This is a genomic window from Paenibacillus sp. oral taxon 786 str. D14, assembly GCF_000159955.1.
GTDB classification, from domain to species: Bacteria; Bacillota; Bacilli; order Paenibacillales; family Paenibacillaceae; genus Fontibacillus; species Fontibacillus phoenicis.
This window is the reverse complement of the sequence record NZ_GG695973.1, coordinates 332,394-347,995: the sequence shown is the minus strand read 5'-3', so window position 1 is coordinate 347,995 and position 15,602 is coordinate 332,394. Positions and strand designations below refer to the sequence as shown.

Sequence of the window (15,602 nt, the reverse complement as noted above, 5' to 3'; positions counted from 1 at the left end):
TCAAGAACGGATAAGCGGTGGATCCGCATTTAAAGGAGCAATACATGAAAATCATGGGCCTAGACTACGGGGATCGGCGGATCGGAGTGGCTGTGAGCGACAGCTTGGGTTGGACCGCCCAAGGGCTCGAAACCATCGAGCGCCGCAAGGAAGGCAGCGAATTTGAGCGCATCGCCGAGCTTGTGAAGCAGCACGAGGTGGAAGAGATCGTTGTGGGTTTGCCCAAGAATATGAACGGTACGATTGGTCCCCGTGGAGAAATATGCATGGCGTTTGCCGAGGATCTGCGGGCTAAGCTGAATCTGCCCGTGCATCTCTGGGATGAACGGCTGACCACCGTTTCTGCGCAGCGTACGCTGCTGGATGCGGATGTCAGCCGGAAGAAACGCAAAGGTGTCGTCGACAAGATGGCCGCCAGCTTGATTTTGCAAAATTATTTGGACTCTAAGAGTATAAAGTGAGGGTGATCGCGTATGTCTAAAGATCGTATCGGAAATGAAGAAGAACCGGAAATTATTTATATCCCCGATGAAGAGGGCAATGAAGAAGAGTTCGAAGTGATTATGAAATTCGAAGTCGACGGTTCGGACGCCAAGTATATGATGGTCGTTCCTTTGGATTCCGATGGGAATGAAGATGAAGAGAGCGAAGAGGTATACGCGTTCCGTTACGAGGAAGACGGCGATGACCTGAAGCTGTACACGATCGAAAGCGACGAAGAATGGGAAATCGTTGAGGAGACCTTTAATACGCTTATCGACGAGTTTGATGGAGAAGATGGCAATGACTGAATTTACAGCAGACCAAGCAGTAATGACGTCGCGGGTTCGCGACACATTTGGCCCAGTCGTGGAACTTGAAGACGAATCGGGCAATGTCTCCTATTATCAAGTCGTTGAGGAGTTTGACGTCGCCGGAGCGGCCTACGCGGTATTATTGCCGGAGGACGCGTCCAAGGATGAAGAGCCGGAGATTTTCAAGATCGTGACGAGCGGCGATAAGCTGGAACTGGTCACGATTGATGACGACGAGGAATGGGAGAACGTATCCGAGCTGTACGATGAATTGACCTTTCCGGAGTAACGGGAAGGCATTGCAAGAGCACGATAGATCAGTCCGGGAAGAGCGGGAGATTTCCGCTCTTTTTGGCTGTTAAGGGGGAAGGCGGTTTGAGGAAAGCGCTGAAATGGCTGGCTGTTCTGCTGCTAATCGTGATCATCGGAGCAGGGGCGGCCGGATTTTATGTGTACACAAGCATGCTCCCGGTTGAAGCGAAGGAACAGCCAGTCAAGATTACGATCGAACCGGGAACGGGAACGGCCGACATCGCAAAGTTGCTGGAAAACCAGGGACTAATTAAAAATTCCTTTTTGTTCGTTTCGTATTTAAAATGGAAGTCGGAAGGCAGCCGGTTTCAGGCCGGGGTCTATGAGATGCAGCCGGGCATGACGTATGACGAGATCATCGCCAAGCTGAACAGCGGCGACGTGGTTAAGGCCGAGATGATCCGGTTTACGATTCCCGAGGGCTTCACGGTCAAACAAATGGCTGACAAGCTGGCGGAGGAAGGCTTGGTTGATCAAGCCGCGTTCTTGCAGCTGGCGAAGGATGCAGCGGGTCTTCACGATGAGCTGTTATCGCAAATCCCGACGGACGAGCGGTTGACGTACCGGCTGGAAGGGTATTTGTTCCCGGAAACCTATGAGCTGAAAAAAGGCAGCAACGAGCAGGACATCATCGCTCGGATGCTGCAGGAAACCCGTACCCGGCTCGGTAAAATCCCCGATTTTGAACAAAAGCTGCAGGCTCGCGGCCTTACGTTAAGTGAGCTGATGACGATAGCTTCGCTGGTAGAGCGAGAAGTGGTTGTTGATGCTGAACGGCCATTGGTGGCCGGAGTCATCTATAATCGGCTAAAGGACGGCATGAAGCTGGAAATTGACGCCACGGTGCAGTATGTGCTGGATAAACCCAAGGAGCGCTTGCTCAATTCGGATTTACGAAGCGTGGACAGCCCCTACAATACCTATTTGTATGAAGGGCTGCCTCCGGGGCCGATCGCTGCGCCTAGCCTCAAATCGATCGAAGCGGCGCTTGAGCCGAAATCCTCGGACTATCTATTTTATGTGACGAAAAAAGACGGCAGCGGGGAGCACCTGTTCGCCAAGACTTACAAGGAGCACTTAAAGAACATCGAAACAAGCAAGGCGATGGCCAATCAATGAATAAGGTGGAAGTTCAAAATGTAGATAACGTTTTGAACAACCTTTTAAAGGTGGTAGTATCAACATGAGTAAAAAACCGGAATTGTTAGTTCCTGCCGGTTCGCTGGAAGAACTGAAGCGCTACTTTGCGGCAGGGGCTGACGCGGCGCTGGTTGGCGAAGCCCGCTACGGAATGCGTCTCCCTGGCGATATGACGCCCCAAGACATCGCTGAAGCGGTTCAGGTAGCGCGCCAGTACGGAGCTAAAATTTATGTTAGCCTGAACAACCTGATGACCAATGACATGCTGGAGGGTTTGCCCGATTATGTGAAGCAGTTGGCGGAGTGCGGCGTAGACGCCGTTGAATTCGGTGACCCGGCCGTGCTTCAAACGGTGCGCACGGTTGCGCCTCAGCTGAAGCTGCATTGGAACGCGGAGATGACCTCCACCAACTATGCCACGGCCAATTACTGGGGCACGAAGGGAGCTTCCCGAGTTGTGCTCGCTCGTGAGCTGAATATGGACGAGATCACTGCAATGCCTCCGAAGCTGAACATCGAAGCAGAGGTTCAGGTGCATGGAATGACCAATATTTATCACTCGAAGCGGCGCTTGGTGCATAGCTACATGGTGTCTCAAGGGCGGCCGGTTGATCCGGACAGCAACCTGGGGATGAGCCGTGGGCTGTTCCTGATCGAGGCCGAACGGCCGGACGAGAAGTTCCCGATCTTCGAGGATATCAACGGAACGCATATTATGAGTTCGGACGATATTTGTATCTTGGAGGATTTGCACCTGCTGATGGCGGCTGGCGTGGACAGCTTCAAAATCGAGACGCTGCTGAAGCCGGCATCCTATAACGAAGTGGTCATTGCTTCGTATCGCAAGGCGATCGAAGCTTATTTCCGCGATCCGGACGGCTATGAGCTCGATGAGAACTGGCTTGAGGCCATTCGCGAGATTCAAGATCCGGAGCGGGAGCTGACCTTCGGCTTCTTTTATAAGGAACAGGTCTATTAAGAGGAAGTTGGGTGCTGAAAAGCCGACTTTTTTGACCTATATTTTAAATTTAAAAACCCAAAAAATGATGAGAGGTGAACGAAGATGCAAACTGCGGAGAAGCATATCCCGAAATATACGGGAAAACGTTATCGGCTGGCGAAACCCGAGCTGCTTGCCCCGGCAGGCAATCTTGAGAAGCTGAAATTCGCTGTCCATTACGGCGCCGATGCCGTGTATATCGGGGGACAACAATACGGCCTTCGTTCCAATGCAGATAATTTCAGCTTTGAAGAAATGCGGGAAGGCGTGGAATTTGCCAAGAAGTACGGCGCCAAGGTGTTTGTCGCCACGAATATTTATGCCCATAATGAGGATCTGGAGGGCATCGAGGAGTATTTGCGTAATTTATACGAGGTAGGCATCGCTGCCATTATCGTCGCCGACCCGGTGATCATAGAGACCGCGAAGCGGGTCGTCCCCGAACTGGAGGTTCACCTGAGTACTCAGCAATCGACGGTGAACTGGCAAGCGGTACAATTCTGGAAAGACCAAGGCTTGCCGCGGGTCGTACTGGGACGGGAGACCAGCCTTGAGGAAATCGAGGAAATTAAACGTCATGTCGACATCGAGATCGAGGCGTTTATTCATGGCGCGATGTGCTCCTCGTACTCGGGACGCTGCGTGTTGTCCAACCATTTTACCGACCGTGACTCCAACCGTGGGGGTTGCTGCCAATCCTGCCGTTGGAAATACGACCTGTTCACGGACGCCCGTGCGGATGGCGAATGGATTTCCGAGGAAGAAGCCCGCGATAACAGGGTACTGGAGAAGTTCCGTCTTGGCGTAACTCAGCTACCGATGTTTGAGGAAAACGATCATGCATTTACGATGGGATCGAAGGACTTGTGCATGATTGAGCATATTCCTGATCTCATCGACGTCGGGGTAGACAGTTTCAAAATCGAAGGGCGGATGAAGTCCATCCACTATGTGGCGACGGTGGTGAATGTCTATCGCCAAGCGATTGATGCTTACATGGCGGATCCGGACAATTACGTCTTGAAGCCGGAGTGGATCGAAGAAATCAACAAAGCGGCGAACCGGCCGCTGAATACCGGATTTTTCTACGATACGCCGGATCATGAAGATCATATTTACGAACCGGAAGAGAAGGCGGCGCCTTATGATTTTGCCGGATTGGTGATGGCGTATGACGAATCGACGGGAATGGCAACGATCCAGCAGCGCAACCATTTCAAACCGGGACAAGAAGTCGAATTTTTTGGTCCAAACGGGACGTTCTTTAAGCAGAAGGTCGGGACCATCTACGACGAAGACGGCAATGAATTGGATGCCGCCCGCCACCCGCTGCAGCGGATCCAAATGAAGGTGGACCAACCGGTTTCCTATTTCGATATGATGCGTAAAAGAAAGTAATGGAAAAAATCAATATGCTTTAGGGCCTGTTCGTTTCTAGGACGAAAGGCCCTTTTTTGTGACTTTTGTCAATATTATTTAAAATCCACCACATATGAAACCGATATTATAGAGGAGAACGTCAGGTATTGTCGAATATTTTCAATAGCTGACGAGAAATGTGAGAAACCAACAGCATTATGTATGACCTCAAGCCTAAAAATTGAGGTCTGCAACTATTATGAGTGGTGGGTGATCAACATGAGTCTGGTTCCGAAGAACGAGGACCAAGAAACCAACAGCAAAAAGAAGGAAAAGAAACAAAAGGGAGAGCGGACGAAATCCAAGGCGGTTCAGCCAGGAGGAAAAGCAACGCGAGATACCAAAGCTTTACTGGCTAATTTGCTGGACAAGCTGCCGAAACAATTCAACCCCGCGAAAGCAGTGGGGGTACGGTTGTTCCTGATCTTCTTTGTCGCAATCATGTTTTTCGTCCTGACGATCGGGATTATGTCCTCCCAAATGGCGAAGGGAACCATTCAGGACAATGCGGAACAAGCCAACCTGCAGACCATCGTTCAAACCTCGCAGAAGCTAGATATTGTCATGCAGAAGTATGAGGAGAACCTTCAGCAAATGTTCTTGGACGATGAGATGCAAAATGCAATCATGGATGCTTCGTTGGCGAACATTTCGGATTATGACAAGTTTACGGCAACCAACAAAATGAGAACACGTCTGAATACGTTGACCTTCTCCACGAAGGGGGTTTCCGCCGTTTACATGTTGTCGGCTGACAACATTGTGGACGACGTCACTTCGGGCAGTGCCGATGTCACGTTCTTGGATACCGTGCGCGAAGAAGCCTGGTTTAAAGATCTGACCAGCGCCACTAAAACTTTATGGATGCAAGTGCCATCGAAAGGTAAGGGTACGGAAGTCTTCCGTTTAGCTCGCTCGGTACAGAGCGTTAACAGCATGAAACGCTTTATTCTGATTGCTGATATCAACCTGGAAATCCTAGACGGCTATTTGAAAGAGGTTAAGCTGGGGAATAACTCCAAGCTGCAAATGGTGACTCAAGATAACATCGTTGTAGGTTCTTCCGTTGAAAGAGATCAAGGAAATCCGTCCGAATTTGATATGGGACAAGCCACCGAGGCTTCGGGTACTTTCCGGACGAAGGATGCCAACGGCAACGCTGTCCTTGCTTCCTATAGCACCCAGTCGTCCGGCTGGAAGTTAATCGGTACCGTCGATACGGCTGAACTGACGAAGAGCGCAAATCGCATTCTGATGTTTACGATCTTCTCGCTGATCGTGGTTGCGATCATTGCCATTCTGATCGGGGTATGGATGGTTCGGATGATCGCTTATCCGCTTGGCAAGCTGAGAAACCTGATGGAGGAAGGCTCCAAAGGGAATCTGAACGTTCGGATGAACACGAAATCGAAAGATGAAATTGGTCAATTGGCAGTAAGCTTTAATGTGATGATGGAAAATATCACAGCCCTCGTTAAGCAAACCAATAACTCCGCACAGGATGTATTGGATACGGCTGCTGAATTGACACAAGCGTCGAACAAAACGGCGTTGTCTGCGAAAGAAATCGCCGTGGCGACTGAAGAAATTGCTAACGGGGCAACCAGCCTGGCTAACGAAGCGGAACGCGGTAATGAGCTGACCGAGAATATTTCCCGGCAAATGGAACGCGTTGTCCAATCGAACAAAGAGATGGAGATTTCGGCTCGTCAGGTGGAGAAGTCCAGTCAGCAAGGGACTCAGTATTTGAACGGATTGATGGAGAAAACCAATATGACGGTCGAAATGATCAACGCTTTGACCGCCAAGGTCGACTCGCTCAAAGCAAGCACTGGCTCCGTCTTGAAAGTGCTTGATGTCATGCAGAACATTACGCAGCAAACGAATATCCTGTCGCTTAATGCTACGATTGAAGCAGCCCGCGCAGGTGCTGCAGGCCGCGGATTTATGGTCGTTGCCGATGAAATTCGCCAACTGGCCGATCAGTCGCGTCAGTCGATCACCATGGTCGGCGAAATCACAGATACGATTCAGAAAGAGATGAATGAAACGGTGAAGACCTTGTCCGAGGCGAGCCCGATCTTCCAAGAGCAAATCGCATCGGTGCAGGAAACCAACCAAATTTTCGTATCGGTGCAGCAACAAATGGAAGGCTTCGTGCGTCACCTGGATTCCGTAACGGCTTCCATCGACCAGCTAAACGAATCGCAAGCGGTCTTGTCGGAAGCGATGAGCAACGTCAGTGCCGTCGCACAGCAATCGTCCGCCACGTCCGAAGAGGTTGCATCGCTCTCCAGCGAACAGCAAACGGTCGGCGATCAACTGGTACAGCTGTCAAACAAACTGGAGAATGTGTCGGCTGGCTTGAAAGAGTCGTTGTCGAAATTCACCGTATAGATAGCAGGCTTAAGCGACGGAAATCAAAGCTTGGCCCATCCCCGAGGGTTCCGGGGGCGGGGAGAAGCCCGGCTCATCTGCGATGCAGGTGCAGCCGGGCTTTTACTTTGCAGGGGATCAAGATAGCTTGGTGTTTGTTTAGCCCGACTTTTCCCAGGAAATAATGGGAACAGAATGGAGGGCGAACGATGTCGTTATTGCGCAAAAAACGGATATTTTATCTGTTACTTTCCTTTGCGGCGGTGCTGGGACTATTTGCGCTGCGGATCGCTTGGATTCAGATGGCTTCAGCGTTTAAGGCGGTGACCGTAAGCGGCAAGACAATCAATGAACTCGCCGTCCGGCAACGGGAAGAGAGTATTGAGTTGGATCCGGGGCGAGGTCAACTTGTTGATCGCAACGGAAAGGCGCTGACGGGCGAAGTCGGTTGGACACCAATTCTGTTCCCTGTCCGCAAGTTGCCCGCAGCAGATCAGATTACCGGATTGGCGGCCGTATTGGGGACAACGATTCCCGAACTCCAAAGGAAATGGGAACAGTTGGAGCGCCCTTACGTCTGGCCCAAGCCTGGCGGGGAGCCGGGGGAACCGCTTCGGCTTAGCGAAGAGATAGCCCGTTCTTTGCCTCATCTGGAAGGGCTGGAGGTGCTGCCGTATATGACGCGTTACGGACCGGGCGAACGGGGGAATCAATGGCTTGGCTTCGTGACGCAACGGCCGGACGTCATCCGTAAGTTGCGAGAAGATAAGCACCAACCGGACTTCGCGTTAACGCTGCAGGTTGGAGCTTCGGGGTTGGAGAAAACGCTGGATAACATGCTCCGCGGAATCGGCAGCGTCAGAGCGGCCTACACGGTTGATGGCCGCAAGGATCCGCTAGTTGGGATGGGGACGCGGGTGAATGCGGAGGCTAGCCGATACTATCCGCTGCAAATCCAAACGACAGTTGATGACACCCTCCAACAAAAAATCGAGCGGTTAGCGGATGAGATGAAAGTGACGGATGGAGCAGTGGTCGTGCTGGACGCCAAAACCGCCGATATCGTCTCGATGGTATCGCTGCCTTTCTACGATCCGCATCACGTTGATCCGGCAGCAGAGAACTGGAGTAATAAGGCGGTTAAGGCCAGTGTGCCGGGTTCGATTTTTAAGGCGGTGATTGCGGCGGCTGCGCTGGAGGAGCAGGTGACATTTCCCGGGGAGATGTTCCACTGCAGCGGGCATTACGGAAAATACGGCTTGTCATGCTGGAAGGAAGGCGGACATGGAAACCTTACGCTGGAGGAAGGCTTTGCGAGGTCGTGTAACGTGGTATTCGCCACACTGGGAGAACGGCTGAGTGCGGAGGCGATTGCCCGGACAGCCGCCAAGCTGGGGCTGGGGCGCACCGTGGGCTGGCACGATCCGTCCTTCCTTGGAGGGGATTCCTTGCGGCCGCTGGATCAGGAAGAAGCCGGGGCGGTCTTTAGCAATCTGGCGGCGGCGGACGGCGGGGTGCGGGCACAGACAGCGATTGGTCAGCGGGACGTGCTTGTCTCTCCACTGCAAGCGGCCAATCTGGTTGTTACTTTGCTCCACGGCGGACAGGTTATGGCGCCCCGCTTAGTCAGCGAGATCCGTTATAAGGAAGGTTCGCTGCTCTCCGCATTGCCGGTTCAAGCTTCGCCCTCCTCCGCTGGACAAATTACTCCGCAAACGGCACAACGGCTGTTGTCCATGATGAGGCTGGTTGTCACAGACGGCACCGGGCGAACTTTGCAGAAAGCCAAATGGCCGCTGGCTGGAAAATCGGGAACAGCTGAGGTTGTGAAGAATCATAAGCAGCTGAATCATCAATGGTTTATCGGTTACGGACCGACTCATCAACCCAAGTATGCTGTCGCCGTCCTCGTTCAAAACCAGCCGGAAAGATCCAAGCATCTGGCCGCCGAATTGTTCCGGCGAACAATGGATTTACTGGCTGCGGAAGGTTGACCGATTTCCTATGCCTTCCCCAAAAAAATGCGCCTAAACTGAAGATGTCTGTGATAAAATAGTGTAGATGCTATGCTTTTCACGGAGCATGCCAAAGTCATTGATCATAGAAAAGTGGGGAAAGCATATGGAGACTTTGCTGCTATGGTTATTTTATATCTCTACGCTGTACGCTTTTATACCCGGATTGATCACTCGGATTTTCGGTTTTCGCGTATTTAAGCGCGGGATCAGCGAGAAGGCGTTTGCGCTAACGTTCGACGATGGTCCCGATCCGAAATATACTCCACAATTGCTTGATCTGCTCAAGCGCCACGGAGCGAAAGCAACGTTTTTCCTCGTTGGTTCCAATGCGGAGAGACACCCCGAATTGATTAAACGGATTCATGAGGAAGGCCATTTGATAGGGTCGCACAACTATGTGCACAAAACCAATTGGCTCATGGGGCCGGCGGCCGTCAAGAAGCAGATTCAGAAGACGAATCAGATCATACATGACGTGACGGGCTTCAATTCTCATTACTATCGTCCGCCGTGGGGCATTGTCAACTTGTTTGATTTTGCGAACCGCGGAAATACACAGATCGTGCTGTGGTCGGCTATGTTCGGCGATTGGCGGGTCAAGGTCGGCGCTGACCGGTTAACGGAGCGTATGCTGAAGAAGCTGCGGGGCGGTGAGGTCTTTCTCCTGCACGACTGTGGTGCCACACTAGGTGCGAACACCGGAGCGCCGGCGGAAATGCTGATCGCGCTCGAGCGCGTGCTGACGGAAGCGGATCGCCGCGGATTGCGAAGCATCCGCATTGATGAATTGATTCAGGCGACGGAAGAGGCCAAGCTTCAAGGCAAACGGGTTGAAACTGCAACGCCGAAGGGGAGAACGCCAGTGAAGATTACCTGGTTTAAGCGATGTATCGTAGCCTTATGGCTCGTTTGGGAGAAGATCTTCCACATCCTTTTTCAATTGAAAGCTCCCGAACCGGAGGATCCTTTCCTTCATTTCCGAGTCCGATCCTATCATGGAGAGCCGGTGGCGATGAACAATGGGAAGACATTGGAATCTGGAGATCAAGTGATGGAGCTTCATTTTGACAACAAAAAATTGTTTGAGTATGGGGCTCGCTCCAGAACAAGCGTGCATTTGGCGATTCAAATGATCCGCAAAATGGAGAAGACGCTACCCCTTTTTGCCAAATATGTGATCGAGCATCCTGAGTTAAAAGACGTTAAGGCGCTGTATGGCGTCAGCATGATTAACCGGGGTCCGGAGCAATTTGGGTTTATAATTAAGGATTTACCGAAGGGCTGGTTTGCCAGCTCGACGAAAATCTATTTGAAATTATTAATGAGTGTTATTCACCCTGCCGGTACCTCAAGATTAAAAGAGCAACCTCAGGAGCTGGTACCGAAGATGATCGTGATGCCGATGGATGTGCTGTTGGAGCGGTTCGCCGAGAACGGCTCGCATCGCAGCAGCCATACGGTGGATGAGAAGCCGGAGGCCGTGGAAGAGGAGTCTTTGCTTAGCGTATCCTTGCCTACGCGTTAATCGCTCTTATCCATTATTTTTGTTAACTCTAAAAGAAAAGGCCGTACCCGAATCTAAAATGATCCGGGTACGGCCTTTTGAGTTAAGCTAAATTAAATTTTCATCACGCCGCCGGAGCTGGCGTTGGTGACCAGTTTGGAATAACGGGCCAGATAACCGGTTTTGACCTTCGGCTCAAAGCCTTTCCAATTGGCTTTGCGGCGCGCGAGCTCTTCATCGCTGACATGCAGCTCGATTTTGCGGTTATTCAAGTCCAGCTCGATGATGTCGCCGTCTTCAACGAAAGCGATTGGGCCGCCTTCAGCAGCCTCAGGAGAGATATGACCGATGCTGATTCCGCGGGAAGCGCCGGAGAAGCGTCCGTCGGTGATCAGACCGACCTTCGCGCCCAGACCCATGCCGACGATCTGCGACGTTGGAGCCAGCATTTCAGGCATGCCTGGACCGCCCTTTGGTCCTTCATAGCGGATGACAACAACGCAACCCTCTTTGACTTTACCGTTCGCGATCCCTTCGAGCGCTTCTTCCTGCGAGTCGAAGCAGATCGCCGGGCCTTTATGATATCCGCCAACCGAAGGGTCAACAGCTCCCACCTTGATGACGGAGCCTTCCGGCGCCAGGTTACCATACAGGATAGCAAGTCCGCCTTTCTCGGAATGCGGATTGTCGATCGGACGGATGACGTTGTGGTCGAGGATTTCGCATCCGGCGACGTTCTCGGCGAGCGTTTTGCCGGTAACGGTGATTTGATCGCCGTAGATGGCTCCCGGCTTCTTCAGCAGCTCGTTGAGCACGGCGCTGACGCCGCCAGCCCGATGCACGTCTTCGATAAAGATATCGGACGCCGGAGCCAGCTTTGCAATATGCGGCACGCGGTTGGCCACTTCATTGATCCGTTCCAGCGGGTAATCGATTCCTGCTTCTTGGGCCAAAGCCAGCGTATGCAGGACGGTGTTCGTGGAGCCGCCCATAGCCATATCCAGCGCAAAAGCGTTGTCGATCGATTCCTTCGTCACGATGTCGCGCGGTTTCAGATCAAGCTCGATCAGCTTCATCAGCTGCTGCGCAGACTTCCGGACGAATTCGCGGCGCTCTTCGGCGACAGCGAGGATGGTGCCGTTCCCCGGCAGCGCCAAGCCCAGCGCTTCAGCGAGGCAGTTCATCGAGTTGGCCGTGAACATACCGGAACACGAACCGCAGGTCGGACAGCCGTATTGTTCCAGTTCGAGCAAGTCCTTGTCGCTGATTTGTCCGGCTTGGTGGGCGCCAACGCCTTCAAAGACGGAGGTCAAGGACAATCTGCGTCCTTTGCTGTCGACGCCGGCTTTCATTGGACCGCCGCTGACAAAGACGGTTGGGATATTGACGCGCAAGGCGCCCATCATCATCCCTGGCGTGATTTTGTCGCAGTTCGGAATGCAAACCATCCCGTCGAACCAGTGCGCGGAAACTACAGTCTCGAGCGAGTCGGCGATGATTTCCCGGCTTGGCAGGGAATAACGCATCCCAATGTGTCCCATCGCGATCCCGTCGTCTACACCAATGGTATTGAATTCAAACGGAACGCCGCCCGCTTCGCGGATCGCTTCCTTAACGATTTTACCGAACTCTTGTAAGTGCACATGTCCAGGCACGATATCGATATAAGAGTTGCAGACCGCGATAAACGGTTTGCCGAAATCTTCTTCCTTCACGCCTGCAGCACGCAGCAAGCTGCGGTGCGGCGCGCGGTCGAAGCCTTTTTTGATCATATCAGAACGCATTTTCTTGGCTGGCATGATCTCCGATCCTCCCATGATTCATTATAGTTTTGGAGCTTTACACCGCTAAAGGTTTTCTCTAAAGTCTATCATAAGTGGTTATGATTTTCTACCTATCGATCACAGGAAAAAGCATGGGGAATGGTGTGGATCGGGTCTATAAAAACAAAGAAAATCTCCGGGGGTTCCGGAGATTTCTTAAGACTTACGCTTCGATTCCGGGTTTACTGCGGGCGATCCCGCCTTTACGGCCGATTTCCCGGTAAAAGCCTTTATCATGCTTCTGGGATGTCGCCTCGCCGCCCTTCTGGCCGATTTCCTGATAAAATTCGCGGTTGTGGGTTTTCGAGGTCGCTTCGCCGCCTTTTTGCCCGATTTGCTTATAAAAGGCTTTGCCGTGGTTTTTGGCCGTGGCCAGTCCTCCCAGACGTCCTGCTTCTTCCCGGGTCATCTTGCTTTGGCTTCGTGCCATCGAATCCCTCCTTGGATTTTATTTTGGAGTACGTATGTTTTATTTACCACGGATTTCCATGTTGAAACGGATTTATCTAAAATTTTAAGGATTCGCCAAAAGATACCTATTAAATAATTAGGAAGTAACGAGATGAACTTAGGAGCCGCCGCAGCCCACACCTGTGAAAATGGTATAATAAGGACAATGTAGGGAAGGGGGAGCGAGGATGGCCACGATCGAAGTGCGCGGGCAGAAAGCAGCTTGCAAGGCCATTTTGTTTGATAAAGATGGAACGCTGTTGAATTTTATGGGGCTATGGGGCAGCTGGGCCGCGGTCTTAACCGATCTGATGGAGCGGAAGCTGGCTGAGTTGGGCTCGCCTGGCGGGTTCAACAAATCCGCGCTGCTAGGCCTTCAAACGGATGAGCGAAACCGGGTGATCGGTTACGACAAAACCGGTCCGATTGCGATGGGGACGGAAGAAGAGATCATTGCGCTACTGGCATCGACGTTATATGCCGCAGGGCTGCCTTGGAACGAAGCGACAACCGTTGTTCGCGAATTAAATGCAACGGCGATGGCGGAGCTCAAGCGGCGGCGGGAAGCGGTGCCTTTGCCCGGGCTGCGCGATTTTGTCCAGAGTTGCCGTGAGGCGGGTGTGAAGCTGGCGGTCGTCACCTCCGACTCAACCTCGGAGGCGCTGGAGCATCTGGAATGGCTTGGCATCCGGGATGCGTTCGCCAGCGTGGTTGGCCGGGATCGCGTTGCCCGGGGCAAGCCGGGGCCGGACATGGCGCTGCTCGCCTGCCGTGAACTGGGGCTATCGCCAAGCGAAGCGGTGGTCATTGGCGACAGCAATGCCGATATGCAAATGGGAAAGCGTGCAGGCGTCGTGATGACCATTGGCGTGTCGGAGGAGTACGGTGAAGAGGCCCAGGAAGCAGTTTATTTGCGGGCCGCGGACGTTATTATATCCAATTATCGCGAGTTGACGATACATCCATAGGAGGTTCGAGCGGATGAGCAAAGAGATCGACACGTTGGCAGCATGGATTGAGGAGAGTTCAAACATTGTATTTTTTGGAGGGGCCGGGGTATCTACCGAAAGCGGAATCCCTGACTTCCGTTCGGCGGCGGGCATCTATCAGATGGAGAACGCGTCGCCTTATGCGCCGGAGGAGATTTTGAGCCGGAGGTTCTTCGATCGGCATCCGGACGTATTTTTCGATTTCTATAAGACGAAAATGCTCCATCCGGAGGCGCAGCCCAACGCCGCGCACCGCTGTTTGGCTGAGTTGGAGCGAGCAGGGAAGCTAAGCGCCGTGGTGACGCAAAATATCGACGGGCTCCATCAACAGGCGGGCAGCCGCCGCGTGCTGGAGCTGCACGGATCGGTGCACCGCAACACCTGCATGGAATGCGGCCGTACCTATACGTTAAAGGACGTCATGGACAGCGAAGACGTCGTGCCGCGCTGCAGCTGCGGCGGCATCATCAAGCCGGATGTGGTGCTGTATGGGGAGAACCTGAATGAGCAGGTGATCCAGGACACGGTAACGGCGATCGCCGGCGCTGACCTGCTGGTGATCGGCGGAACCTCGCTGACGGTGCAGCCCGCAGCTCATCTGGTCACCTATTTCCGCGGCGAACGGACGGTGCTGATCAACGCCTCGTCCACCGCGTATGATAACCGGGCTGACCTCTTGATCACCGAGCCGATTGGCGAGGTGCTGGGGGCCGTTTCCCGGAAGCTGGACTTGGCGGAGTGAGACGAGGCTCGCGAATTTTGCGTAGACTCACTCCTTCGCGGGATTCCGGGTGACCGCCCGGCGATATTCGCTTGGTGATTCGTTGTGAAACCGGCGGAACTGCCGTGAGAAGTAGAGCGGATCGGTAAGGCCGACAGAAGCGGCGATTTGCTCGATCGACAGCTCGGGACGTTCGCGCAGCAGTTGGCGGGACTTATCGATTCTCAACTTCAGCAGGTAGGTGACGGGGGTGAAGCCCGTTTCTTTTTTGAAAATCCGCGAAAGATAAGCTCGATTATAGCCCAAGGATGCGCACATCTGCTCGATGGAGACCGGATGCGCGTATTGGCTGGCCATATAATGAATCATTTGCTTCACGATCCGCTGAACGCCCGATTCGCCCGACGGCAGCGCGGAGGCCATGCCAAGCGTCTCTTGAGCTTCGGCCATAATTTGATGAAGCAGCCCCAGCGACAGCAGATGGGAGCTGTTTTTTTTCGTTTGGAATGCTTGTAACACGCTGCTGAGCATGGCAGGGATCGGGCTGTTCCCGCCTTGCCGGAACACCGGCTGCTGCGGGGTGAAGCCGACTCGCTTCACGAGCTCCGCCGCCTTAACTCCGGTGAAGGCGATCCAACGATAACGCCAAGGCTCGGCCACATCGGAAGCATAACTGACGAGCTGATCGGGGAGAATCAGGAAGCCATCCCCTTCGCTCAGCTCATAGGAGGCGGATTCGGTCCGGAACGTGCCCTTGCCTTGCTCTACGAAATGCAGAAGGAAATAATCATAAATTTTCGGGCCCAGCCGGTGATCGGGAAGGGTCTGACTTTCGCCGGCGAACAGAACATGCAGCTCATCTGTCTCGATCAAATCCGGGTTGGCGGCCGCGCTATAGGTTTCTTTGAACATGGGATAGTCTCCTTTGACCAGGGGGACGGATAATGCCCCATAAGACTTCGCTCCCATTTTACTCCGAAAAGTCACATTTATCTATATTGTTCTCGCAAAGTTGCATTATCAAAGCAAAGCGATTTCATTATACTGGGTACAAGA

14 protein-coding genes are annotated in these 15,602 nt (G+C 52.9%); 11 read left to right on the top strand and 3 right to left on the bottom strand.

The window, feature by feature from the left end:
* The first annotated feature begins 44 nt into the window (after nt 1-44).
* The 9 genes from ruvX to POTG_RS08250 all read left to right on the top strand — a co-directional run bounded on the left by ruvX (nt 45) and on the right by POTG_RS08250 (nt 10,584).
* A complete protein-coding gene (ruvX, locus tag POTG_RS08290; RefSeq protein WP_009224381.1) occupies nt 45-461 on the top strand; it encodes a Holliday junction resolvase RuvX in 417 nt (138 codons plus the stop codon).
* Between the two features lie 12 nt (nt 462-473).
* Entirely contained in the window at nt 474-791 is a 318-nt protein-coding gene (locus POTG_RS08285; protein ID WP_009224380.1) for a DUF1292 domain-containing protein, read from the top strand.
* On the top strand, nt 784-1,083 hold the full coding sequence (locus tag POTG_RS08280; RefSeq protein ID WP_036644712.1) for a DUF1292 domain-containing protein: 300 nt from the start codon (nt 784-786) through the stop codon (nt 1,081-1,083). The genes POTG_RS08285 and POTG_RS08280 overlap by 8 nt, the downstream gene beginning before the upstream one ends.
* A gap of 86 nt (nt 1,084-1,169) precedes the next feature.
* Nucleotides 1,170-2,225: an endolytic transglycosylase MltG gene (gene mltG, locus POTG_RS08275; protein WP_036644815.1), complete on the top strand. Its 1,056-nt coding sequence runs from the start codon at nt 1,170-1,172 to the stop codon at nt 2,223-2,225.
* A 64-nt stretch (nt 2,226-2,289) separates the two neighbouring features.
* Nucleotides 2,290-3,225 (top strand): peptidase U32 family protein, encoded by a 936-nt coding sequence (locus POTG_RS08270; protein WP_009224377.1) that lies wholly within the window; start codon nt 2,290-2,292, stop codon nt 3,223-3,225.
* 84 nt (nt 3,226-3,309) lie between these two features.
* A complete protein-coding gene (locus POTG_RS08265; RefSeq protein WP_009224376.1) occupies nt 3,310-4,644 on the top strand; it encodes a peptidase U32 family protein in 1,335 nt (444 codons plus the stop codon).
* A 240-nt stretch (nt 4,645-4,884) separates the two neighbouring features.
* Entirely contained in the window at nt 4,885-7,062 is a 2,178-nt protein-coding gene (locus POTG_RS08260; protein ID WP_036644710.1) for a methyl-accepting chemotaxis protein, read from the top strand.
* Between the two features lie 188 nt (nt 7,063-7,250).
* Nucleotides 7,251-9,035, top strand: coding sequence for a peptidoglycan D,D-transpeptidase FtsI family protein (locus POTG_RS08255; protein ID WP_009224374.1), 1,785 nt, complete (start codon nt 7,251-7,253; stop codon nt 9,033-9,035).
* Between the two features lie 127 nt (nt 9,036-9,162).
* Nucleotides 9,163-10,584 carry a polysaccharide deacetylase family protein gene (locus POTG_RS08250; RefSeq protein ID WP_036644708.1) on the top strand — a complete coding sequence of 474 codons (1,422 nt, stop codon included), beginning with the start codon at nt 9,163-9,165 and terminating at the stop codon, nt 10,582-10,584.
* A 92-nt stretch (nt 10,585-10,676) separates the two neighbouring features.
* Here POTG_RS08250 and ilvD read toward each other — a convergent pair whose 3' ends face one another.
* Nucleotides 10,677-12,362: a dihydroxy-acid dehydratase gene (gene ilvD, locus POTG_RS08245; RefSeq protein WP_009224372.1), complete on the bottom strand. Its 1,686-nt coding sequence runs from the start codon at nt 12,360-12,362 to the stop codon at nt 10,677-10,679.
* A 187-nt stretch (nt 12,363-12,549) separates the two neighbouring features.
* Nucleotides 12,550-12,816 carry a KGG domain-containing protein gene (locus POTG_RS08240; RefSeq protein ID WP_009224371.1) on the bottom strand — a complete coding sequence of 89 codons (267 nt, stop codon included), beginning with the start codon at nt 12,814-12,816 and terminating at the stop codon, nt 12,550-12,552.
* Nucleotides 12,817-13,024: 208 nt separating this feature from the next.
* Here POTG_RS08240 and POTG_RS08235 point away from each other — a divergent pair, with 208 nt between their 5' ends.
* Together POTG_RS08235 and POTG_RS08230 are read left to right on the top strand one after the other, a co-directional pair.
* Entirely contained in the window at nt 13,025-13,804 is a 780-nt protein-coding gene (locus tag POTG_RS08235) for an HAD family hydrolase (protein ID WP_009224370.1), read from the top strand.
* A gap of 13 nt (nt 13,805-13,817) precedes the next feature.
* The gene (locus POTG_RS08230; protein WP_009224369.1) at nt 13,818-14,567 is read left to right on the top strand and encodes an NAD-dependent protein deacylase; all 750 of its coding nucleotides are present in this window, start codon (nt 13,818-13,820) and stop codon (nt 14,565-14,567) included.
* 27 nt (nt 14,568-14,594) lie between these two features.
* Here the strand turns inward: POTG_RS08230 and POTG_RS08225 are convergent, their stop codons facing one another.
* Complete coding sequence (locus POTG_RS08225; RefSeq protein WP_009224368.1) at nt 14,595-15,458, bottom strand: AraC family transcriptional regulator; 864 nt, start codon at nt 15,456-15,458, stop codon at nt 14,595-14,597.
* Nucleotides 15,459-15,602: the final 144 nt, after the last annotated feature.

Coding starts and splice junctions, on each gene's coding strand:
- POTG_RS08235 (WP_009224370.1), top strand. CDS start 13,025: ATGGCCACGATCGAAGTGCGCGGGCAGAAAGCAGCTTGCAAGGCCATT.
- POTG_RS08250 (WP_036644708.1), top strand. CDS start 9,163: ATGGAGACTTTGCTGCTATGGTTATTTTATATCTCTACGCTGTACGCT.
- POTG_RS08270 (WP_009224377.1), top strand. CDS start 2,290: ATGAGTAAAAAACCGGAATTGTTAGTTCCTGCCGGTTCGCTGGAAGAA.
- POTG_RS08260 (WP_036644710.1), top strand. CDS start 4,885: ATGAGTCTGGTTCCGAAGAACGAGGACCAAGAAACCAACAGCAAAAAG.
- POTG_RS08225 (WP_009224368.1), bottom strand. CDS start 15,458: ATGTTCAAAGAAACCTATAGCGCGGCCGCCAACCCGGATTTGATCGAG.
- POTG_RS08280 (WP_036644712.1), top strand. CDS start 784: ATGACTGAATTTACAGCAGACCAAGCAGTAATGACGTCGCGGGTTCGC.
- ilvD (WP_009224372.1), bottom strand. CDS start 12,362: ATGCCAGCCAAGAAAATGCGTTCTGATATGATCAAAAAAGGCTTCGAC.
- POTG_RS08230 (WP_009224369.1), top strand. CDS start 13,818: ATGAGCAAAGAGATCGACACGTTGGCAGCATGGATTGAGGAGAGTTCA.
- ruvX (WP_009224381.1), top strand. CDS start 45: ATGAAAATCATGGGCCTAGACTACGGGGATCGGCGGATCGGAGTGGCT.
- POTG_RS08285 (WP_009224380.1), top strand. CDS start 474: ATGTCTAAAGATCGTATCGGAAATGAAGAAGAACCGGAAATTATTTAT.
- POTG_RS08265 (WP_009224376.1), top strand. CDS start 3,310: ATGCAAACTGCGGAGAAGCATATCCCGAAATATACGGGAAAACGTTAT.
- POTG_RS08240 (WP_009224371.1), bottom strand. CDS start 12,816: ATGGCACGAAGCCAAAGCAAGATGACCCGGGAAGAAGCAGGACGTCTG.
- POTG_RS08255 (WP_009224374.1), top strand. CDS start 7,251: ATGTCGTTATTGCGCAAAAAACGGATATTTTATCTGTTACTTTCCTTT.